The organism is Kitasatospora sp. NPDC089797, from assembly GCF_040684795.1.
In the GTDB taxonomy this organism is placed as follows: Bacteria; Actinomycetota; Actinomycetes; order Streptomycetales; family Streptomycetaceae; genus Kitasatospora.
On sequence record NZ_JBFBGS010000026.1, the window covers coordinates 72,873 to 94,803 of the forward strand.

Genomic DNA, 21,931 nt, shown 5'->3' on the forward strand with positions numbered 1-21,931 from the left:
TCCGTCCGGGGCGATGTTCGGCAGAGCGGCCCGACCTGCGACGTCCGCGCTCAGGAGCTGCGCCCCCGGCGGAGTCGGCGCGCCAGGCCCGCCACCCCGCCCAGCGCCGAGGTCACCACGATCAGCGCCGCACCGGCGACGGTGGCGTAGGCGGCCGGCTCGAGCGGCCCGGGGTCGGAGGCCCTCGGGCCCGAGAAGCCGTCGAAGGCGGTGGTCCGGTCCAGCAGGCCGGTCCGGCCGAAGGGCAGCAGGGTGGCCTCGACCCTGGCCTCGACGGCCGTGGCCGGGACGGTCCCGCCGTCGACCTCCAGGTGGGTGCGGGAGTCCAGCGAGCCCACCCGGTTGTCGCCCAGCAGGAACAGCCGCCCCTGCGGCACCGTCACGCTGAACGATTCGCCCTGGCTGCCCTGGGTCGCGAGGTACGGCTCGTCCACCGGCTGCCCGTTGACCGTCAGCCGGTGGTCGGCGGCCGTGGTGGCGACGGTGTCGCCGCCGACCGCCACGATCCGCTTGACCATGAGCTCACCGCCCCAGGCCTGGTCGCGGAAGACCACCACGTCACCCCGGCCGACGGCGCCGCCGCCGACCTTGCGGGCGAGCACGGTGTCACCGATCTGGAGCGTCGGGTGCATCGAGGCGGTGGGGATCTTGTACGGCCGGTAGTCGACCGCGATGAGGGCGAAGCCGCCGATCATCATCAGCAGTCCGAGCGCCAGCGCGACGCCCTGCAGCACGGCGGCGGGCCGGCGGCCGGGCCGGGCGGGCGCGTCCGAGCGGTCGGCCGACTGTTCCACGACACTGCTCATCGACACCGTCCACCTCTGGCCGACCGGAGAACACCACTGGCACGCCGGTGGCTCGGGCGCGAACGCCGACGGGCCGTGGCACGTCCGAGCAGATTACTCGTCGGTACCACGGCCCGCGCAAGGGTCGGGGAGGAGCAGGTGGAGCTCAGCCGTCCTTCCGACGGTCGCTTCGGGCCCGCACCCGACGCACCAGCGGAAGCAGGGCGACGGCCCCCACCGCACCGGCCACGGGAGGCGCGGCCGGCAAGGCCCCCGCCGCCAGGCCCTTCTGGTCGAAGGTGTCCGGCACCGGGAGCGTCGACCAGTGGTTGATCGGCCAGGCCACCGTGAAGGCACGGCCGATCACGTTGTCCACCGGCACGGTCCCGCCGCCCGGCTGGTCCATGTGGAACCGGGAGTCCAGCGAGTCGGCACGGTGGTCGCCCATCACCCAGATCTTGCCCTTCGGCACCTTCACCGGGCCGAACGGCTGAGTCCCGCAGGGGGTGTTGCCCGGGTAGATGTACGGCTCGTTGAGCGCCACGCCGTTGACCAGGACCGGCCCGTCGCCCTTGCACTCGACGGTGTCCCCGCCGACGCCGATGACCCGCTTGATCAGGTCCTTCTCGTTGGCGGAGGGCATCAGCCCGACGAAGCTGAGCACGTCCTGCACCCCGCGGACGAAGGAGTTGCTGCTCTGCTGGGTCGGCTCGTCGTTCAGCCAGCCCCCCGGGTCGTGGAACACCACGACCTCTCCGCGCTCGGGTTCGGCCCCGAACCAGGGAGTCAGCTTGTCCACCAGGACGCGGTCGCCGACCTGCAGCGTGTTCTGCATCGACTCGGACGGAATGGAGAACGCCTGGACGAAGAAGGTCTTGATCACGAGGGCCAGGACCAACGCGATGCCGACCAGGATCGGCAGCTCCTTCAGGAAGGAGCGCTGCTTGCGCGGCTTGGCCGGATCGCCCGAACCCTCTTCCACCGACCCGCTCCCCGACTGCGGCGGCTCACCGGAGCCGGTCGCCCCGGGGGCGTGCCCGTCCGAGCCGTGCTCGTCGCCGGTCTGGGCGGCCGCCTCCTCGGCGGAGGGCGCCGAGGACTCGGCGGACCGGTCCACCCGGCCGCCCGGGCCCTCGGGTTCCCCGGCGCCTGAGCGGGCACCGATCACCAAATCCCCCACAACGTCTCCTCCCTGCTGTGCGGACGCCCGCGCGCCCGCGCTCAGAGTGCCGCACAGCGGGCACCACGCTCGCCACGACCATGAACGCATCAGGATTGCCCACGGCGGACTCCCCTGACACCCCACACGGCCACGACGCACGACCGGGACCACTCCCGGCCGCACCTGCACTTCTCTATCACTCCAAGGCATCCGACTCGCGGTTCCACACGCGTTCTCCGGCCGCTCGACGGCCGGGGAGGCTCACTTCGGAGGCCGCCCCGAACGACGAACGACGAACGGAAGGATGCCCAACACCCCCATAACGAGCGGAGGTTCCACAGGAAGCGGCCCAACAGCCATCGAATCCGGCGCAGTTCCGCCGAGCTGCGGCGCCGCGGAGAGAGCGGAGAGTGAACCCGGTTCATCGAGTTGATGCAGGCGGTCCAGCGGCCAGGTGATCAGGAACGCGCGACCGACCACATCGCCGAGCGGGACGGTGCCCTGCCCCGGATTGCCCATGTGGAAGCGGGAGTCGGCGGAGACGTCACGGTGGTCCCCCATCACCCAGAGCCGTCCCTTCGGCACCTGCACCTTGAACGGCTGCCGGGACGGCGGGTTGCCCGCTGCGAGGTACGGCTCCTCCACCGCCCGGCCGTTGACGCTGAGCCGCCCCAGCGCGTCGCAGCACTCGACGGTGTCCCCGCCGACACCGATCACGCGCTTGATCAGGTCCTGCTCGTTGTCGGAGGGCAGCAGCCCGACGAAGGCCAGCACGTCCTTGGCCGGGCCCAGGACCGGACCGTCCGCGGGCGGCTTGTGGTCGCCCTCCAGCCACCCGCCCGGGTCCTTGAACACCACCACGTCGCCGCGCTGCGGCTCGCTGCCGAACCAGGGGGTCAACTTGTCCACCAGCACCCGGTCCCCGACCTGGATGGTCTGCTCCATCGAGCCCGAAGGGATCACGAACACCTGGATCAGGAAGGTCTTCATCAGCAGCGCCACCACCAGCGCCACCATGATGATCAACGGGAACTCGCGCAGCAGCGACCGCTTGCGCCGACGGGCCGCGCGTCTGGCGCTGCGCCGGCGGTCGGCGCGGCCGCGGACCGGCACGACCGGATCGGCGACCCCGACGGCCCCGCTGGCTCCGACGGAGCTGTCCCCGTCCTCGCCCGGCTCCGGGACGAGGACCGGGCGGTCGGCGCCCCGCCCCCTACCCCTGCTCCCCATGACCGCCCGTCCCCGCGATCGTGGCGAAGGCCGCGGGCCGGTCCAGCCCGGTCAGGCGCGAGAACGGGAAGACCACCCAGTCCGCCCGGCCGATCACCTTGTCCTCGGGGACGAAGCCGCCGCCCGGTTCCCCGAGGTGGTCGCGCGAGTCCCGGGAGGCGCTCCGGTGGTCACCCAGGACGAACAGCTTGCCGCGCGGCACCACGATGTCGAAGGCCACCTCGGACGGCTGGTCGCCCGGGGCCAGATAGGCCGACTCGTCCACCGGTACGCCGTTGACGGTGAGCCGGGCACCCGGTCCGGTGCTGCGCACCCGGTCCCCGGCGACGCCGATCACGCGCTTGACGTAGACGGTGTTCCCCGCCGGGGCCAGCCCGAGGTCCCGGCCGGCCGAGCGCAGGCTGTCCCAGAAACCGGGTGGCGCGGCCGACTCGGGGAGGAAGGAGCCGGTCCCGTCGAAGACCACGACATCGCCGCGCCGGGGGTGGCCGCCGAAGGCGTAGGCGAGCTGGTTGGCGATCAACCGGTCGCCGGGCCGCAGGGTGTCCTCCATCGAACCGGAGGGGACGGTGAACGGACGGGCGACGAAGGCGTTCACCAGGAGCAGGGCCGCCAGGCAGATTCCCACCAACAGCAACAGGTCCCGCGAACGCGACCGCCCGGGCTCCTCGCCCTCCTCCGCGCTCTCGCCCTCCGGGTCGCGATCCGCGTCCGGCGGCGGTCCGGCCTCCCGCCCCGGTCCGGAAACGACCGCGGACCGCGACAGCGAGTCCGCACCGGTGGGTGCGGGACTGCCGTCGCGGTCCGCGGGTGGTTCGTGCGTGCTCATCGGGCGCTGAGCTTACCTTGCGGTGGCTCGGCCCCTCTGGGCGCTCCGGTCCCCCGGCGTGGCCGGGGGGCGGTGGATCAGCGGTCGCGCTTCTCCTTGATCTTCGCGGCCTTGCCGCGGAGGTCACGCAGGTAGTACAGCTTGGCGCGGCGAACCGCACCGCGGGTCACGACCTCGATCTTCTCGACGACCGGGGTGTGCACCGGGAAGGTGCGCTCCACGCCGACGTTGAAGCTGACCTTGCGGACGGTGAAGGTCTCACCGACGCCGGCGCCGTGGCGACGGATGACGACGCCCTGGAAGACCTGGACACGGGAGCGGTTGCCCTCGATGACCCGGACGTGAACCTTCAGGGTGTCACCGGCGCGGAACGCCGGGATGTCGGTGCGCAGCGAGGCCGCGTCGACAGCAGCGAGCTTGTTGCTCATGTTGCTCTCCATCGCAGGCGCCACGGGCCGCCCACGGAAGTTCGTCACAATGGGGTGAGCTGCGGGCCGCATCGGCTGGCGGCGATCCCCCCGTGGCGGGGGCGCCGGTCCACGTGCTCCCTACGGAAGGGAACCAGCGACAGACAGCAGCGGCCTATTCTTCCACATCACCGGCTGCGGACCGAAATCGGCCCAGCTCCTCGTCCCAGGCCAGGCCCAGGACGCTGAGCGCCGCCCGGTCCTTCTTGTCGAAGGAGCCGTGCTGCCAGCGCCCGACCAGGTCCGGCCGGTTGGCCAGGGTGCGGGCGAAGGCCTGCTCCCGGCGCCAGCGGGCGATCTTGCCGTGGTTGCCGCTGAGCAGCACGTCCGGCACCGTCCGGCCGCGCCATTCGGCGGGCTTGGTATAGACCGGGCCCTCCAGCAGGTCGGCCATCGCGCCGGGCGCGAAGGAGTCGTCCCGGTGGGACTCGGCGTTGCCGAGCACGCCGGGCAGCAGCCGGGCGATCGCCTCGACCATCACCAGCACCGCGACCTCGCCGCCGGCCAGCACGTAGTCGCCGATCGAGGCCTCGACCACCGGCATCCGGGTGGCCGCCTCCTCGATCACCCGGCGGTCGATGCCCTCGTACCGCGCGGGGGTGAACGCCAGCCAGGGGCGGCAGGCCAGCTCCTGGGCGAGCTCCTGGGTGAACGGGCGCCCGCTCGGGGTGGGTACGACCAGGGTAGGCAGCTCGCCCGCGGGCCCGCCCGCCAGCACCGCGTCCAGCGCCTCGCCCCAGGGCTCCGGCTTCATCACCATGCCGGGGCCGCCGCCGTACGGGCTGTCGTCCACCGTGCGGTGCACGTCATGGGTCCACTCGCGCAGGTCGTGGACGTGAACGTCCAGCTGACCACGGGCCCGGGCCTTGCCGACCAACGAGATGTTCAGCGGCTCCAGGTACTCGGGGAAGATCGACACGACGTCGATCCGCATCCCGGTCCGGACACCACCGCCGACCTCGGCCGCGACCTCACCCACGACCTCGTTCACGCCTTCGACCGCCGACCGGACCGCCGCCCCGGCCGCCGGCTCGACCGAGGGTCCGGCCGCGCCCACCTGCACGAGATCCTGAGGAGCCTGCTCGACGCTCATTCCGACTCCTCCCGCTCCTCCGGGCCGTCCGCCGCGTCCGCCGCGTCCGGCTCCTCCGACGCGCCGCGGGCGACCTCGGCCTCGTCGGGGTCGATCAGCCCCGGCGGCGGGGTGATCACGGCCCGCTGGTTCTCCAGGTCGATGGTCGGCACGATCTGGCTGACGAAGGGCACCAGCACCTCCGTACCGTCGGGCTTCTCCACCGTGAGCAGGTCCTGGTACGGCAGGTGGACGACCTCGGTCAGCTCGCCGACGAGGGTGCCGTCGAGCAGCACCACGTCGAGGCCGATCAGCTGGTGGTCGTAGTACTCCTCCGGGTCGTCCGGGCGCTCCTCCGGGTCGACCTCGGCGATGAGCAGGGTGCCCCGCAGCGCCTCGGCCGCGTTGCGGTCCTTGACGCCGGCGAAGCGCAGCAGCAGCCGACCGCTGTGGACCCGGCCGGATTCGATGGTCAGGGGCCCGGCCGAGGCCGGGTCGGTGAGCAGGACGGCACCGGGGCCGAGCCGGAGCTCCGGCTCGTCGGTGCGGACCTCGACACTGACGTCCCCCCTGATGCCGTGGGCGCGGCCGATCTTGCCGACGACGAGCTGCACGGTGATCGTTCTCCTGGAGTTGCTGGGTGAGCGAGGGAGCAGAGAAGGGTGGTGCGGAAACGAAGAAGGCCGACCGGGACGACATGCGTCCCGGTCGGCCTCAAGCCCGACGGCTGAACGAGCAGCTGCGTCAGCGAATGTTGTCCACGTCGACCAAGTCGACCCGGACGTTGCGACCGCCCAGGGCGCCGACCACGGTGCGCAGTGCGCGCGCCGTGCGGCCGCCCCGGCCGATCACCTTGCCGAGGTCATCGGGGTGCACTCGCACCTCGATGGTGTTGCCCCGACGCAGGTTGCGCGAGCGCACCTGCACCTCGTCGGGGTGCTCGACGATGCCCTTCACCAAATGGTCGAGGGCGTCCTCGATCACGATCAGGCCTCGGCGGCGGCGTCGGCCTCAGCCTCGGCCTTGTCCGACTTCTTGGCCTTTGGGGTGATGGCGACACCGGTGGTGGCGTCCTCGAAGCCGGCGACGGCCTTCGCGAACAGGTGCGAGAAGTCCTCGACCTTGGGCTCGGCGACCTTCAGCGGCTCCGGAGCCGGCAGGCCCTTGAACTTCTGCCAGTCGCCGGTCAGCTTGAGGATGGCGAGCACCGGCTCGGTCGGCTGGGCGCCGACGGACAGCCAGTACTGGGCGCGCTCGCCGTCGACCTCGATCTTCGAGGGGTTGTAGGTCGGCTGGTAGATGCCGATCTCCTCGATCGCGCGACCGTCACGCTTGGTGCGGGCGTCGGCGACGACGATGCGGTAGTGCGGGGAGCGAATCTTGCCGAGACGCTTGAGCTTGATCTTGACTGCCACGGGAGTGGGTTCTCCTGGTGTTGACGTGGGTGAGCGGCCTCGCGTCCGCGTGGGGTTGCGGGGCTGGCCGTTCAAGGGACACGCCAGCCGTAGGAGAGAGGGGTCCTGCTCGGCTGCCGAGTACTCAGCTGTCCATTCTGCCATACCGGCGCGGACGGTCTTCACCCGCCCGGCCCGGCCGGTGCCCGCCGAACGGCCCAGGACACCCGCGCACCGGCCCCGCCCGCAACAGAAAAACGGGCCCGCTCACCAGCGGACCCGCTCACGGACGAAGGACTCAGGGCTCGACCGGGAGCCCCCGCTCCCGGTCAGCCCACGGACTCACCGTTGTCACTGCACTGCTGCACTGCCGTACCGCCACCGGCGCCGATCACCCCGGCCGCACCGACTGCCCGCACAGTCGTCGGCCGGTCCCGGCCCCGGATTACGCGATCTTGAACGGCTGCTGGCACGCGCCGCAGACGATGGACGCCTGGGCGAGCACCGACGGCACGACCCGGACGTTGCGCCCGCAGCCGCAGACCGCCTTGACCCGGACGCCGCCCCCGGAGGAGCCGTGCCGGGCGGCCGGACCGCGGAAGGCGCGGTTCGCGCCGTCGCCGGCCACCGCTTCCTGGTGCGCGCCGAGGGCGCGGTCCAGTCGCTCGATGGTCTCGGCGTAGCGCTCCTGGGTCTCCTTGAGCATGGTCACCTGGGAGAAGCCGCTGCTCGCATGCGGTTCGACCGGGTGCGCCAGGCCCAGCTCGGAGGCCAGCATCAGGAAGCGCCGGTTGTGGTAGCGGCCGGCCCGCGAGGTGTCCCGGATGTCCCGGGCCGCGGCCAGACCGTGGGCAGCCTCGTGGAGGAGCCGCTCGAAACCGAGCCGCGTGCCACAGGCCGAGGAGGACTCGCCGATCAGTGCCTCGGGCGAGGCCAGGTCGGGGAGGTCCTGGTGGTAGGCCTGGATGTCACTCCAGGCGGCGGCCAGTTCGGCCGCAAGGACGAGGGGCTGTGTCGTGCTCACGCTAGACCAACGATGCAGGGCGAGCCGATGTTCCGCATGTTCCCGTTCTCCGGGAATTCCCAGGGAACTCCCAGGAATGCACGACTGCGCGCGAATTGCGCGTTCCGGATCTGATGCAAGACCAACCCCCTGCCGGTTTCGGCCCGCCGCAACGCGGACGGGCCTCGTGAATTCCGTCCAGGGGCGGGCTGTCGCCCCCAGGACGTACGGCCCGTGGACCCGCCGAAGTTGACAGGGCCACGGGCCGTACACCGTACCGCTATTCCGTTAATACCGGCAGCTGACCGGCCAGTAGGGATGTCCACGACCTTGACGCCCCCGGCAGAGTTACCGGATTCTTACCCACCCGCATTCCGGGCAAATGTCGCCGGTATCGGTCATTACCCGCCGACCGCAGACATCAGTACGCGCGAGCGACCATCAGTACGCGCGAGCGACGATCGCGATATTGCCGTCCTGGTCGTCCGCGTCCGGCACCGAACCGTCGGCCGCGACGATGCAGCGCACCGTGACGCCCTGCTCGGCCAGCTTGGCCTCGCCCTCCGCGCCGAGGTCGGCCCAGGAGATCCGGCCCCAGCCGGTCGCGGCGGCCTCGACGGCCTCGTCCAGGGTCTTGACGTCGACGGTGCGGGCCTCGCGGCGCTCGCGGGACTGGCGCAGCAGCAGCGCCTGGTCCTCCTCCAGGATGCCCGGCAGCAGGGCGGCCAGGCCGTCGATGGAGACCGGCTCCTTGCCGCCCGGGATGCGGCGGGCCAGCATCGCGGTGCCGTTCTCCAAGTCGCGCGGGCCCACCTCGATGCGCAGCGGGACGCCCTTGAGCTCCCAGTCGACGGCACGGCGGCCGAACGGGGTGTCGGTGCGGTCGTCGACCACGACCCGGACGCCGGCGGCCTCCAGCTGGGCGCCGATCTCACGGACCTTGGCGATGACCGCGTCGTCGCCCTTGATGGCCAGCACCACGGCCTGGACCGCGGCCAGGCGCGGGGGCACCCGCAGGCCGTTGTCGTCGCCGTGGGACATGATCAGGCCGCCGACCATGCGGGTGGAGACGCCCCAGGAGGTCTGCCAGACGTGCTCGCGCTCGGCGCCCTGCAGCTGGTAGGTGGTGTTGAACGCCTTGGCGAAGTTCTGGCCCAGCTCGTGGCTGGTACCCAGCTGCAGCGCCTTGCCGTCGCCCATCATGCCCTCGAGCGTGAGGGTGTTGATGGCGCCGGCGAAGCGCTCCTTGGCGGTCTTGCGGCCGAGCACGACGTCGATGCCGAGCACGTTGGTCATGAAGTCGCCGTAGACCTGGGTGTGGATCATCGACGCGTACGCCCGGGCGTCCTCGTAGGTGGCGTGGGCGGTGTGGCCCTCCTGCCAGAGGAACTCGGTGGTGCGCAGGAAGACGCGCGGGCGGAGCTCCCAACGGACCACGTTGGCCCACTGGTTGATCAGCAGGGGCAGGTCGCGGTGGCTCTGCACCCACTTGGAGAAGTACTCGTTGATGATCGTCTCGGAGGTGGGCCGGACGACGACCGGCTCCTCCAACTGCTTGCCGCCGCCGTGGGTGACCACCGCGAGCTCGGGCGCGAAGCCCTCGACGTGCTCGGCTTCCTTGGTCAGGTAGGACTGCGGGATGAACATCGGGAAGTAGGCGTTCTGCGCGCCCGCCTTCTTGATCCGCGCGTCCATCTCCTGCTGCATCCGCTCCCACAGGCCGTAGCCGTACGGTCGGATGACCATGGTGCCGCGCACCGGACCGTTGTCGGCCAGCTCGGCCTTGTTGATGAGGTCCTGGTACCAGCGCGGGAAGTCTTCCGCCTGAGGGGTGAGAACGGGTGCCTTAGCCATGGGCGGAATGGTACGGGGATCGGCCCCCTCACTTCGAATCGCCGTCACACCTGCGGGAGGCCGATGCCGCCCGCGGCAGCGGAACGCCGCTCCCGCAGCCGCCGCGCGCCGCCCGCAGGGGGCGCACGACCGCGACACGCGCGCACCACCCTGCACCCCTCTGGACGCCGGGCCCGACCCGCTGTTCGCTGGGTGTGGGGCGGGACTTTGGGGGAGCCGTAGCAGCACACCGAAGGACCGGATGGGAGGCCGCGATGGCTTCAGCTCGGACGACCGGCACGACCGCACGACCAGCGACCGCACGACCGGCGGGGGCACGACCGGCGGGCGCGCGACCGCACCACCCGCAGCCCGGAGCCGCCGGGCCCGCGCGGGCGCGCGACTGGGCGGAGATCCAGGAACGCATGCTGGTGCCGCTCTACGAGGCGGTGTACGACCGCCTGGAGGTCGGCCCGGCGAGCAGCGTGCTGGGCCTCGGCTGCCGCTCGGGGCTCGCCCTGCTGCTCGCCGCCGGGCGGGGTGCCCAGGTCTCCGGCCAGGAGCCGCAGGACGAGCTGCGCGAGCTGGCCCGGGGCCGTCGGCTGCGGGTGTGCGCGGGGGCCCGGCCGACCGCCGCCGTCCCCCGCTCGGCCCATTCGCTGGTGACGGTCTTCGACCAGCTGCCCGGCGCTGCCGAGCCCGGACCGCTGGTCGCCGAGGCCGCCCGGCTGACCCTGCCGGGCGGGCACGTGGTGCTGGCCGCCTGGGGCCCGCCGGAGCGCTGCGAGAGCGCACCGGTGCTGGACGTGGCACGCCGGAGGGCGGGACGGACCACCGCGCGCGACCCGTTCGAACTGAGCGCGCCCGGCGCGCTGGAGGACCTGCTCCTCCGGACCGGCCTGCGTCCGGCCGGCGGCGGCCGGGTGGGCTGCCCGTTCGCCTACCCGGACCTGGACAGCGCGGTCCGCGGCCTGCTCTCCACCGGGTTGTTCGAGGCGGCCGAGGAGTTCTCCGGCGGCCCGCTGGTGGCCAAGGAGCTGGAGGAGGCGCTGCAGCCGTACCTGCGCCCGGACGGATCGGTCCGGATGGCGAACGTCTTCCGCTACCTGATCGCCGAACGGTCCCGGTAGCCCCTCGGCGCCACCCGCACGAAGCAGCGCCACCCGCACGGAGCAGCGCCACCCGCACGGAGCAGCGCCACCCGCACGGAGCAGCGCCACCTGCTCAAAGCGGCGCCGCCCGCACGGAGCGGCACCGCACACACGAAACCGGGGGCGCCCGCCACCACGGCGGGCGCCCCCGGCCTATCGGGTCACGCTTCCTCCTCGGAGGTCGCCCGCGGCACCCCCGCCGCCCGGTAGGCCGCCTCCTCGTCCAACGTCTCCGCCTCCAGCAGCGCCGCCGCCAGCGCGTCCAGCCGGGGCCGCTGCTCGATCAGGATCCGCACCGCGTCCTCGTAGCACTCGGCGACGATCCGCCGGGCCTCCTCGTCCACCGCGTCCAGCGTGGTGGGCGCCGCCGAGAGCCCGTACGCGCCCTGGGCGTCCGCGGGCACCGCGGTGAGCCGTCCGACCCGCTCGCTCATCCCCCAGCGCCCGGCCATCCCGCGGGCGATGTTGGTGACCTGCTCCAGGTCGCTCTCCGCGCCGGTGGTGATCACCCCGTAGACCACCTGCTCGGCCGCCATCCCGCCGAGCGCGCCGATGATCCGGCCGCGCAGGTAGGGCTCGGTGTACGAGTAGCGGTCGTTCTCCGGGGTGGAGAGGGTGACCCCGAGGGCGCGTCCGCGCGGCACGATGGTGATCTTGCGGACCGGGTCCGCGCCCGGCTGGAGCATGCCCAGCAGGGCGTGCCCGCTCTCGTGGTAGGCCGTCCGCTCGCGCTCCTCCTGCGGCATCACCAGCGGCCGCACGGCGCCGAGTTGGACCTTCTCCAGGGCGTCCGAGAGGTCCCGCTCGTTGACCGCGTCCTGCTGCCGCTTGACGGCCAGCAGGGCGGCCTCGTTGACCAGGTTGGCGAGTTCGGCGCCGGTCATCCCGGGGGTGACCTTGGCCAGCTGGGTGAGGTCGGCGTCGCCGGCCAGCGGCACGGTCCGGGTGTGGATCCGCAGGATCGCGGCGCGCCCCTCCCGGTCCGGCGGGCTGACGGTGATCCGGCGGTCGAAGCGGCCGGGGCGCAGCAGCGCCGGGTCGAGCACGTCGGCCCGGTTGGTCGCGGCGATCACGATGACGCCCTCGGAGCCGGTGAAGCCGTCCATCTCGGTGAGGATCTGGTTGAGCGTCTGCTCGCGCTCGTCGTGCCCGCCCATGCCGCCGCCGGCGCCGCGCTGGCGGCCGATGGTGTCGATCTCGTCGATGAAGATGATCGCGGGGGCGACCTTGCGCGCCTCGGCGAACAGTTCGCGGACCCGGCTGGCGCCGACGCCGACGATCATCTCGATGAACTCGGAGGCGGAGGCGGAGAAGAACGGCACGTCCGCCTCGCCGGCCACGGCCCGGGCCAGCAGGGTCTTGCCCGTCCCGGGCGGGCCGCTGAGCAGCACCCCGCGCGGCATCTTGGCGCCGAGCTTGCGGTACCGCTCGGGGTGCTTCAAGTAGTCGACGACCTCGGTGAGTTCGGCCTCGACCTCGTCGATGCCGGCCACGTCCGCGAAGGTGGTGCGCTTGCCCTGGTCGGCGGTGACCGGCTTGGGCGGGGCCTTGCGACCGAGCGGTCCGCCGCCCAGCCCGCCGCCGGCCATCCGGCGGGCGAGCAGCACCCAGATGAAGATCAGCAGCAGCATCGGGGCGAGCGACAGCAGCAGATTGGTGAGGAAGCTGCGCTGCTGGACCGGCGAGGTCGCGGTGACCTCGACGCCCTGCTGCTGCAGGGTGGTCCACAGGTTGTCACCCGCGAAGGAGGGGCGCTGGGTGTCGAACTCCGTGTAGTCGCCCTTGCCGCCGTCGGGTTTGGGCTGGGCGCTCTTGAGGGTGCCCTCGATCGCGTCGCCCTTGGAGTAGATCTTGGTGATGTTGCCCTTGTTCAGCTGGTTGTTGAACTCGGTGTAGGAGATCGTGGTGGCGCCCTCGTTGCCGAAGAACGACAGCAGCAGGTCGGAGATCAGGAACACCACGAGCGCGGTGAGGACGAGGCCCGTCCAGCCGCCGGGCATCCGGCGGCGGGGCGGCGGCGGGGGCGGGGCGCCCTCGGACCGCCAGGGCTGGTCGGGGGTCTGGCGCGGCGGTACGGGTTCGGTCACCCACCGGACAATACGGACAGCTGCTCGGGCGGGCCAACCGCAACGCCGCGCCCGGGCCGCCGTACGGCCGTGCCGAGGCCTCCGACCAGCGGATATGACCTGACGTCGGATGTTACGCCGCGCTGCCCGGCCACTCCTCCGCGGTCAGCGCGAACCGCTCGTGGTCGCGCCAGTCGCCCTGGAGGAACAGCATCCGCGGGGTGAAGCCTTCGTGCCGGAAGCCCAGTCGCTTGGCCAGCGCGATCGAGCGCTCGTTCTCCGGCTGCACGTTGATCTCCAGCCGGTGCAGGCCCAGTCCGTCCGCCGCCTGCGGGGCGAAGCAGTGGTCCAGGACCAGCCGCAGGCCCTCGGTCATCCGCCCGGTGCCGGCGAACGGCAGGTACGAGTCGTAGCCCAGTGAGGCGTTGCAGAACCGGCCCATCACGATGTTGGCGACGTTCACCTTGCCGACCAGCCCGCCGCTCTCCCGGTCGAGGATCAGGAAGGTGTGCAGGCCCGCCCCCTGCCGCCCCAGCAGCTCCGGCAGCCCGTCCGGCTCGACCGGGTTCCACCGTCCGATGTGCTGGGCGGACCGTCGGACCGCCTCCGCGTACGCAACCTCGTCCTCGGCCCTCGGGGCCCTGATCATCACTCGCATGCCGACATCATCGGCCACGGCGGCGCCCGCGGACACGGCACGCCGCCCGGACACGGCGATCCCCCGCCCCCCGCGGCCCGGGGCGGACAGGCGAACGGCCCGCCGCCCGGAACACACCGGACGACGGGCCGCACGGAACAGCCGGGCCGAGGCCTACAGCATGTCCTTGAACTCCTTGGGCAGTTCGAAGTCGGCCGGGCCCTTGCCCGCACCGAGGCCGAACGCGCCGCCGTCGGCCGGCTGGCCGCCCGGGCCGAGCGCGCGACGCTCGGCGGCCGCGGCCTCCTCCTGCGCCCGCTTCAGCGGGTTGCCGCTCTTGCGCTTGCCCTTGGCCTGCGGGGCCTTCTTGCCGGACTTCTTTGCGCCGCCGCCCATGCCCGGGATCCCCGGCATGCCGGGCATGCCCTTGCCGGAGGCCATCGCGGACATCATCTTGCGGGCGTCGAAGAACCGCTCGACCAGGTTCTTGACCTCACCGACCTGGACGCCCGCGCCCTTGGCGATGCGGGCCCGGCGGGAGCCGTTGATCAGCTCCGGCTCGGCCCGCTCGGTCGGGGTCATCGACTTGATGATCGCGCCGACCCGGTTGACGTCCTTGTCGTCGATGTTGTTGATCTGCTCGCGGATCTGGCCCATGCCGGGCAGCATGCCGAGCAGCTTGGAGATCGAGCCCATCTTCTGGACCTGCTCCAGCTGGGACAGGAAGTCGTCCAGCGTGAAGGCCTTCGGGCCGCCGCGCAGCTTGGCGGCGATCTTCTCGGCCTCGGCCTGCGAGAAGGTCTGCTCGGCCTTCTCGATCAGCGAGAGGACGTCACCCATGCCGAGGATGCGCGAGGCCATCCGGTCCGGGTGGAAGGCGTCGAAGTCGTCGACCTTCTCGCCGTTGGAGGCGAACATGATCTGCCGGCCGGTGACGTGCGCGACCGACAGGGCGGCACCGCCGCGGGCGTCGCCGTCGAGCTTGGAGAGCACGACACCGGTGAAGTCGACGCCCTCGAGGAAGGCCTGCGCGGTGGTGACCGCGTCCTGGCCGATCATCGCGTCGACGACGAAGAGGACCTCGTCCGGGTTCACCGCGGCGCGGATGTCCGCGGCCTGCTGCATCAGCTCGGCGTCGATGCCGAGGCGGCCGGCGGTGTCGACGATGACGACGTCGTACTGCTTCTGCTTGGCGTACTCGATCGAGTCCTGGGCGACCTGCACCGGGTCGCCGACGCCGTTGCCCGGCTGCGGGCCGTAGAAGGCCACGCCGGCGCGGTCCGCGACCACCTGGAGCTGGTTGACCGCGTTGGGGCGCTGGAGGTCACAGGCGACGAGCAGCGGGGTGTGCTTCTGCTGCTTCAGCCAGGCGCCGAGCTTGCCCGCGAGGGTGGTCTTACCGGCACCCTGCAGACCGGCGAGCATGATGACCGTCGGGCCGCTCTTGGCGAACCGCACCCGGCGGGTCTCGCCGCCGAGGATCGCGACGAGCTCCTCGTTGACGATCTTGATGATCTGCTGCGCCGGGTTCAGCGCGCCGGAGACCTCGACGCCGAGCGCCCGCTCCTTGACCTGCTTGATGAAGGCCCGGACGACCGGCAGCGCGACGTCCGCCTCCAGCAGCGCGATGCGGATCTCGCGGGCGGTGGCGTCGATGTCCGCCTCGCTCAGGCGGCCCTTGCCCCGGAGGTTCTTGAACGTCGCTGCGAGGCGATCGGAAAGGGTGTCGAACACGTCGGCGCGGGTCCTCTGCGGCATCGGTATCGGTACGGTCGTCGTCCCCCAGGGTATCCGGCCACCCCGGGTACGGTCTCCACCCCCGTACGGCGGACTCCCGGACCGGCCCCGGACCAGCCCCGGACCGGCCCGGAAACCACGGCCCCCGCCCCGGGGAACCACGGCGCCCGACCCGGGAACGGCCCCGCCCCGGCCCCGGGCGGCGCCCTCAGCCCAGTGCCGAGCGGACCGCCGCCGCGACCTCCCCGGCCCGCTCGGCGGTGAGCGGGCGGCCCGCCGGATCGGTCAGGTAGAAGGAGTCGACGGCCTCCGCGCCCAGCGTGGAGACGTGCGCGGTGCGCACCCGCACGCCCGCCGCGTCCAGCGCCCGGCCGATCCGGTGCAACAGCCCGGGGGCGTCGTGCGCGCGGACCTCCAGCACGGTCGCGGTCGCCGAGGCGACCACCGGCGCCACCGCGACCAGCGGCGGCGGTGTCGCTATCCCCCGGCGGCGCGGGGCCGCCGCGTCCCGCTCGGCCAGCCGGCGGGCGACGTCCAGCGATCCGTCCAGCGCCCGCCGCAGGTCGGCGCGCAGCCGGGCCGCCTCGGGCGGCTCGCCGAACTCGGCGGCCACCCGCCAGGAGAACAGCAGCACGGGGCCCGCGCCGATCGGGTCCAGCTCGCGCAGGCCGGCCGAGCGGACGGTCAGCCGGTGCAGCGCGAGCACCCCGGCGACCGTCCCGAGCAGCCCGGGCCGGTCCGGGACGGCCACGGTCAGCTCGACGCCGGTCGGCTCGGTGCCGGGGCCGGTCCCCTCCGCCCGGGCCAGCAGCGACAGTGCGGGGGCGCCGGTGCGGGCGGCCTCGACGGCGAGCCGCTCCTGCTCCGCGCCGGGCGCCGTCTCCGGGGGCGGGGCCGCTCCCCCGACCAGTTGGGCGGCGGCCCGCGCGACCAGGCCGTCCACCAGCGAGGCCCGCCAGCCGCTCCACGCCGCCGGGCCGGTGGCCAGCGCGTCGGCCTCGGTGAGCGCGTGCAGCAGTTCCAGCTCCGACAGGGTGCCGACCGCCTTGGTGACCGCCTCGACGGTGGCCGGGTCGTCCGGGTCGCGCCGGGTCGCGGTGTCCACCAGGGTCAGGTGGTGGCGGACCAGCACCGCCAGGGTCTCGGTGTCCTCGGTGGGGAAGCCCATCCGGGCGGCCAGGTCGCGGGCGATCACCTCACCGGCCTCGCTGTGGTCGCCGGGCCAGCCCTTGCCGATGTCGTGCAGCAGCGCGGCCACCAGCAGGAGGTCCGGCCGGGCCACCCGGCGGGTCATCGCGGCGGCCCGGACCGCCGTCTCCACCAGGTGCCGGTCCACCGTCCAGCGGTGCACGGCGTTGCGCTGCGGACGGCAGCGCACCCGCTCCCAGTCCGGCAGCAGCCGGGTCACCAGGCCCTCCGCCTCCATCGCCTCCCAGACCGGGACGGCCGCCTCCCCCGCCCCCAGCAGGGTGACCAGCTGCTCGCGCGCCTCGTCCGGCCAGGGCACCGGCAGCGGACGGCACTCGGCGGCCAGTCGGCGCACCGTCGCGTAGGAGACGGTCAGTCCGTTCTGGGCGGCGGCGGCCGCGGCCCGCAGCGGCAGCACCGGATCGGCGGCCGGGCGGGCGGCCTGGGCGAGCACCGCCTCGCCGTCCTGCTCGACCACGCCCTCGGCGAGCGGACGACGGTCCACGGTGCCCCGCGCGACCGCGCCGGTGCCGCGCCCGGCGCCGCCGAACGGGAAGCCCCGCCGGACCGCCCGACGGCCCCGGCCGGACCGGGCGGCGAGCACCCGGTCCACCGCCCGCCAGGTGACGTCGCTCGCGTACGCGATGGTCCGGGCGGCCTCGTAGACCTGGCGCAGCAGGGTGTCCGCGTCCAGCACCCCGAGCCGCTCGGCGACCTGGTCCTGGTCCTGGAGGCTGAGCCGCTCGGTGGCCCGGCCGGTGGCCAGGTGCAGCGCGTCGCGGACGTCGGCGAGCCGCAGCGCGGCCGCGTCGAGGCCGTCCCGGGGTGCGTCGGCGAGCCAGGTGGCGGCGACGGCGTCGAGCGCGACCAGGTCGCGCAGGCCGCCGCGGGCCTCCTTCAGGTCGGGCTCCAGCAGGAAGGACAGTTCGCCGTGCCGCTCGGCCCGCTCCCGGCCCAGTTCGCGCAGCTCGGGCAGGCGCGCGGGCGCGCTCGCGCGCCAGTCGGTGAGCACCGCGGAGCGCAGCGCGGCGGTGAGCGCCGCGTCCCCGGCGAGGTGGCGGGCGTCCAGCAGGCCGAGCTGGGCCTTGAGGTCGCCGGCGGCGACCGCACGGGCCTCGGTGGGGGTGCGCACCGAGTGGTCGAGCTTGGCGCCCGCGTCCCACACCGGGTACCAGATCCGTTCGGGCAGTTCGCGGTCGACCGGGCCCTCGTGCAGCAGCAGGACGTCCAGGTCGCTGCGCGGGGAGAGCTCGCCCCGGCCGTAGCCGCCGACGGCGACCAGGGCGACGCCGAAGAACGGGGCGCCGGCGGCGGCCAGCAGTCCGGCCAGCCAGTCGTCGGTGAGCCGGGCGAGCTCGGCGCGGCGCGGGCGGCCGGTCAGCCCGGGCCGGTCCAGCAGCGCGGCGCGGGCCGCGGCGTAGTCCGAGGGGTCGGTGGGGCTGTGCTCGGTGGTCATGCGCGGGTTCCCGTCCGTGATGCGGGTGAGCCGTGGTGGCGGCGAGCCGTGGTGCCGGTGGTGAGCCGAGGTACCGGTGGTGAGCCGTCGTACGGGCGGACCGCCGTACGTCCGGGCGGGGATGCGCCGACGGGCGGACCGCGCCCCGGGGAGGGGCGGGCCCGCCGGACCGGTCAGCGCCTCACAGGGCGTCCGGGCCGCGTTCGCCGGTGCGGACCCGGACGGCGGTGTCGACCGGGACGCTCCACACCTTGCCGTCGCCGATCTTCCCGGTCCGGGCGGCCTTCACCAGGACGTCGATCAGCTCGTCGGCGTCCTCGTCCTCGACCAGCACCTCGATCCTGATCTTCGGGACCAGGTCGACGGTGTACTCGGCGCCCCGGTAGACCTCGGTGTGGCCGCGCTGGCGGCCGTAGCCGCTGGCCTCGGTGACGGTCAGGCCGTGGACCCCGAAGGCCTGCAGGGCGGCCTTCACCTCGTCCAGGCGGTACGGCTTGATCACGGCGGTGATGAGCTTCATCGGGCGTCGACCTCGGTCTTCTCGGCGGACTTGTCGGCGGGCTTTCCGGCGGGCCTGCCCGCCGGCTTCGCGGCGGGCTTCCCACCGGACGCTGAGGAGCCGGACGGGGTGGCACCGGACGGGGAGGCCCCGGACGGGGAGGCCCCGGACCCGGCCGCGGCAGCGAGCCCGCCGCCCTGGAGCGCCCTGGCCAGCCCCGCGCCGACCGCGCTGAAATCGTAGGCGGACTCGGCGTGTTCGGCCTGGTCGATGCCGGCCACCTCGACCTCCTCCGCGACCCGGAAGCCGACCAGCCGGTCGACCGCCTTGGCCAGCAGCCAGGACAGCACGAAGGAGTACGCCGCGACCACCGCCACGCCCATCGCCTGCTTGCCGAGCTGGCCGAACCCGCCCCCGTAGAACAGGCCCTTGGCGGTCTGGCCGACCCCGCCGGTGGCGAACAGGCCGATCAGCAGCGAGCCGATCGCCCCGCCCACCGCGTGCACGCCCACCACGTCGAGCGAGTCGTCGAAGCCCCAGCGGTACTTGAGCGAGACGGCGGCGGCGCAGACCGCGCCCGCGACCAGGCCGATCGCCACCGCACCGAGCGGGCTGACCGAGCCGCAGGCCGGGGTGATCGCGACCAGTCCGGCGACCGCGCCCGAGGCGGCGCCCAGCGTGGTGAACGCGCCGTGCTTCAGCTTCTCGTAGACCAGCCAGCCGACCAGCGCCGCGCCGGTGGCGACCTGGGTGTTGACCATCGCCATCGCGGCCACGCCGTTGGCGGCCAGGGCCGAGCCCGCGTTGAAGCCGAACCAGCCGAACCAGAGCAGCCCGGAGCCGAGCATCACCAGCGGCAGGCTGTGCGGGCGCATCGGGTCCTTCTTGAAGCCGACCCGCTTGCCCAGCACCAGGCAGAGCGCGAGGCCGGCGACACCGGCGTTGATGTGCACGGCCGTCCCGCCGGCGAAGTCGATCACGCCGTTCCGGTCGCCCAGCCAGCCGCCGTTGCCGTTGTCGACCATGAACACCCAGTGGGCGACCGGGAAGTAGACCACCGTCACCCAGAGCGCGATGAACAGGCCCCAGGCGGGGAATCTGGCCCGGTCCGCGACGGCGCCGCTGATCAGCGCCGGGGTGATGATCGCGAACATCAGCTGGAAGACCGCGAACGCCGTCACCGGGATCGACCCGGTCAGCTCGTTCAGCCCGATGCCGCGCATCCCGAGGAAGTCCAGGTTGCCGATCAGCCCGGCGAAGGCGTCGGGCCCGAAGCTGAGCGAGTAGCCGTAGAGGACCCAGAGCACGCTGACGATGCCGAGCGAGAGGAAGCTCATCGCCAGCATGTTCAGTGTGCTCTTGGCCCTGACCATCCCCCCGTAGAAGAAGGCCAGGCCCGGGGTCATCACCATGACCAGGGCCGCACTGATGAGCACGAAGGCGGTGTCGCCCGCGCTGAAGCCGTCCGGCATCGGCGTCTCCTCTGCGTCAAAGCCGCTCCGCCCCCGGGCACCTGTCCCGTGCCACCCGGGGTGTCGGCGATGAAGAGGAGAGTGCCGAAGACTGGTTTCGGCCAGTGCGGTCGGTTGTTTCGCGGCCGTGACGCGTGCGACGCGCGGGTTACGGCCGCGTGAACCACCGCCCCGCCGGTGGGCCGGATGGGTTAACGTGCCGCCGCACCGCACGGCTCGGGGCGGAAGAGCCACCGACCGTGACGGCGGCGGCCGTCACGGTCGGTGGAGCCCTGGCGGCGGGTCGGTCAGACCACCGAGACGAACTCCGGGATGTCCTGGACCACCCGCTCCTGGAGCCGGCTCACCGCGTCCACGCCCTGGAACCGGGCGGCGGCGGCCTCCGTGGTCTTGCGGACCCGGGAGTTCAGCCGCTCCGACCGCACCTTGGTCGCGATGTCCACCGCCTGCTCCGCGTAGCGCGCCGCCTCCTCGGCCTCCTTCTGCAGCAGGTGCACGCTGGCCATGCCGATCAGGTTGAAGGCGTACGAGCGCACGTGGTCGTCGTCCTGGCGGAACAGGTCGACCGCGCGCTCCATCACCGGGGCGGACAGCGAGGCGTACAGCTGCGCGTTGTCCGAGTGGTACGCGAGGTCGCGGTAGGAGTGGGCGTTCTCGGCGTTCAGCTCGGCCGGCGAGAAGAACTTCAGCCAGTCCGGGTCGCCGTCGCCGTCGCGGATGTCGGTGAAGGTGTCCTCGGAGAGCCGGATCGCCCGGGCGCAGCGGTTCACCTCGCCGATGGTGGCGTAGGCGCGCGCCTCCATCGCGTACAGCAGGGACTGCTGGCGCGGGGTGGCGGTGTCCCGGCTGCCGTACTGCGCCAGGTGGATCAGCTCCAGGGCGTCCTCGCCCCGGTTGAGGTGGATCATCTGGCGGCTCATGTCGGTGAGGATCAGCGCGCCGAACGGGCGGTCGCCGGCCTCCTTGGCCGCGTGCAGGGCCAGCACGTAGTACTTCTGCGCGCTCGGGTGCATCCCGACGTCGTAGGACATCCAGCCGGCCAGGTGGGCGAGTTCGGCGGTGAGCCGGAACAGCCGCTTGGTGGTGTCCTCGTTGTACGTCTCCTGGAGCAGGTCGGTGACCTCGTGGAGCTGGCCGACCACGGCCTTGCGGCGCAGCCCGCCGCCGTTCTGGGCGTCCCACTGGCGGAACATGACCGTGGTCTGCTCCAGCAGTTCCAGCTCGGGCTCGGAGAGCCGGCCGGTGAACGCCTCGCCGCCGTTGGCCGCGGTGAGGATCGGGGTGGGGATGCCGCTCGGGCCGGGGGCGAGCCAGCGCTGCATCGGCTCGATCAGCGCGGCGCCGGCGGTCAGCGCGAGCGAGGTGCCGAGGAAGCCCCGGCGGTTGAGCATCAGGTCGCTGCGGGAGTAGTCACTGATCAGCTGGACGGTCTGCGGGGCGCTCCACGGCAGGTCCACGCCGCCGCCCACGGTGGAGACCGGGATCGCGGCGCGCAGGCCGAGGTCCTCGATGGACACCACCGAGCCGAAGCGCTCCGAGAACAGCTCCGACATGATCTTGGGGATGGGCTCCCGGGGCTGCTCGCCGTCGAGCCATCGGCGCACCCGCGAGGTGTCGGTGGAGACGTGGTGGGCACCGATCTGGCGGGCCCGGCGGTTGACCTGACGGGCCAGCTCGCCCTTGGACCAGCCGCTGCGGGTGAACCACGTGGTCAGCTTCTCATTGGGTTGCTTCTCTGCCATGGGAGTCCCCATCCCGCCCGGCCCCTGCGGGGCCCCGATCGTGACCGCCCGACGGTTGCGGGCTCTTGCCAGACGTGCCGTGCCAGACCTGCCGTGCCTGGCGGTGTTGCGGTACCGCCTCGTACTGGTGTGCCATCGTCGCGGACGGTGCGTCAGATCCCCAACTCCCGTTCCCCGACGGCCCGGAGCAGGATCCCGGACGACGTCC

The 21,931-nt window shown here is 72.9% G+C and carries 19 protein-coding genes; 1 reads left to right on the forward strand and 18 read right to left on the reverse strand.

Going from position 1 to position 21,931, the window contains the following annotated elements:
- Positions 1–50: 50 nt before the first annotated feature.
- The 11 genes from lepB (AB0O91_RS22020) to proS form a co-directional block, all read right to left on the reverse strand.
- The gene (gene lepB, locus AB0O91_RS22020; protein ID WP_363435759.1) at positions 51–806 is read right to left on the reverse strand and encodes a signal peptidase I; all 756 of its coding nucleotides are present in this window, start codon (positions 804–806) and stop codon (positions 51–53) included.
- 145 nt (positions 807–951) lie between these two features.
- Positions 952–1,965, reverse strand: coding sequence for a signal peptidase I (gene lepB, locus AB0O91_RS22025; protein WP_363435761.1), 1,014 nt, complete (start codon positions 1,963–1,965; stop codon positions 952–954).
- A gap of 243 nt (positions 1,966–2,208) precedes the next feature.
- Positions 2,209–3,177, reverse strand: coding sequence for a signal peptidase I (gene lepB / locus AB0O91_RS22030; RefSeq protein WP_363435763.1), 969 nt, complete (start codon positions 3,175–3,177; stop codon positions 2,209–2,211).
- Positions 3,161–4,006, reverse strand: a complete 846-nt coding sequence (gene lepB, locus AB0O91_RS22035; protein ID WP_363435765.1) for a signal peptidase I — start codon at positions 4,004–4,006, stop codon at positions 3,161–3,163. The genes lepB (AB0O91_RS22030) and lepB (AB0O91_RS22035) overlap by 17 nt, the downstream gene beginning before the upstream one ends.
- A 77-nt stretch (positions 4,007–4,083) precedes the next feature.
- Positions 4,084–4,434: a 50S ribosomal protein L19 gene (gene rplS / locus AB0O91_RS22040; RefSeq protein ID WP_030243502.1), complete on the reverse strand. Its 351-nt coding sequence runs from the start codon at positions 4,432–4,434 to the stop codon at positions 4,084–4,086.
- A gap of 154 nt (positions 4,435–4,588) precedes the next feature.
- Positions 4,589–5,407: a tRNA (guanosine(37)-N1)-methyltransferase TrmD gene (gene trmD, locus AB0O91_RS22045; RefSeq protein ID WP_363435852.1), complete on the reverse strand. Its 819-nt coding sequence runs from the start codon at positions 5,405–5,407 to the stop codon at positions 4,589–4,591.
- 155 nt (positions 5,408–5,562) lie between these two features.
- Positions 5,563–6,159 carry a ribosome maturation factor RimM gene (gene rimM, locus AB0O91_RS22050; protein WP_363435767.1) on the reverse strand — a complete coding sequence of 199 codons (597 nt, stop codon included), beginning with the start codon at positions 6,157–6,159 and terminating at the stop codon, positions 5,563–5,565.
- 130 nt (positions 6,160–6,289) lie between these two features.
- Complete coding sequence (locus AB0O91_RS22055) at positions 6,290–6,529, reverse strand: RNA-binding protein (RefSeq protein ID WP_030056773.1); 240 nt, start codon at positions 6,527–6,529, stop codon at positions 6,290–6,292.
- A 2-nt stretch (positions 6,530–6,531) separates the two neighbouring features.
- Positions 6,532–6,960 carry a 30S ribosomal protein S16 gene (gene rpsP, locus AB0O91_RS22060; RefSeq protein ID WP_363435769.1) on the reverse strand — a complete coding sequence of 143 codons (429 nt, stop codon included), beginning with the start codon at positions 6,958–6,960 and terminating at the stop codon, positions 6,532–6,534.
- Between the two features lie 424 nt (positions 6,961–7,384).
- Entirely contained in the window at positions 7,385–7,963 is a 579-nt protein-coding gene (locus AB0O91_RS22065) for a hypothetical protein (protein WP_350741716.1), read from the reverse strand.
- Between the two features lie 420 nt (positions 7,964–8,383).
- The gene (gene proS, locus AB0O91_RS22070; protein WP_363435771.1) at positions 8,384–9,796 is read right to left on the reverse strand and encodes a proline--tRNA ligase; all 1,413 of its coding nucleotides are present in this window, start codon (positions 9,794–9,796) and stop codon (positions 8,384–8,386) included.
- 404 nt (positions 9,797–10,200) lie between these two features.
- Here proS and AB0O91_RS22075 point away from each other — a divergent pair, with 404 nt between their 5' ends.
- The gene (locus AB0O91_RS22075; RefSeq protein WP_363435773.1) at positions 10,201–10,905 is read left to right on the forward strand and encodes an SAM-dependent methyltransferase; all 705 of its coding nucleotides are present in this window, start codon (positions 10,201–10,203) and stop codon (positions 10,903–10,905) included.
- Between the two features lie 182 nt (positions 10,906–11,087).
- Here the strand turns inward: AB0O91_RS22075 and ftsH are convergent, their stop codons facing one another.
- The 7 genes from ftsH to AB0O91_RS22110 form a co-directional block, all read right to left on the reverse strand.
- On the reverse strand, positions 11,088–13,013 hold the full coding sequence (ftsH, locus tag AB0O91_RS22080; RefSeq protein ID WP_363435775.1) for an ATP-dependent zinc metalloprotease FtsH: 1,926 nt from the start codon (positions 13,011–13,013) through the stop codon (positions 11,088–11,090).
- Positions 13,014–13,125: 112 nt separating this feature from the next.
- The gene (locus AB0O91_RS22085) at positions 13,126–13,650 is read right to left on the reverse strand and encodes a GNAT family protein (protein ID WP_363435777.1); all 525 of its coding nucleotides are present in this window, start codon (positions 13,648–13,650) and stop codon (positions 13,126–13,128) included.
- A gap of 153 nt (positions 13,651–13,803) precedes the next feature.
- Entirely contained in the window at positions 13,804–15,363 is a 1,560-nt protein-coding gene (gene ffh, locus AB0O91_RS22090; protein ID WP_363435854.1) for a signal recognition particle protein, read from the reverse strand.
- Between the two features lie 211 nt (positions 15,364–15,574).
- The gene (locus AB0O91_RS22095; RefSeq protein ID WP_363435779.1) at positions 15,575–18,010 is read right to left on the reverse strand and encodes a [protein-PII] uridylyltransferase; all 2,436 of its coding nucleotides are present in this window, start codon (positions 18,008–18,010) and stop codon (positions 15,575–15,577) included.
- Positions 18,011–18,191: 181 nt separating this feature from the next.
- Positions 18,192–18,530 carry a P-II family nitrogen regulator gene (locus AB0O91_RS22100; protein ID WP_363435781.1) on the reverse strand — a complete coding sequence of 113 codons (339 nt, stop codon included), beginning with the start codon at positions 18,528–18,530 and terminating at the stop codon, positions 18,192–18,194.
- Positions 18,527–19,981: an ammonium transporter gene (locus tag AB0O91_RS22105; protein ID WP_363435783.1), complete on the reverse strand. Its 1,455-nt coding sequence runs from the start codon at positions 19,979–19,981 to the stop codon at positions 18,527–18,529. Before AB0O91_RS22105 ends, AB0O91_RS22100 begins: the two co-directional genes overlap by 4 nt.
- Before the next feature lie 287 nt (positions 19,982–20,268).
- Positions 20,269–21,723 carry a hypothetical protein gene (locus AB0O91_RS22110; protein WP_363435785.1) on the reverse strand — a complete coding sequence of 485 codons (1,455 nt, stop codon included), beginning with the start codon at positions 21,721–21,723 and terminating at the stop codon, positions 20,269–20,271.
- Positions 21,724–21,931: the final 208 nt, after the last annotated feature.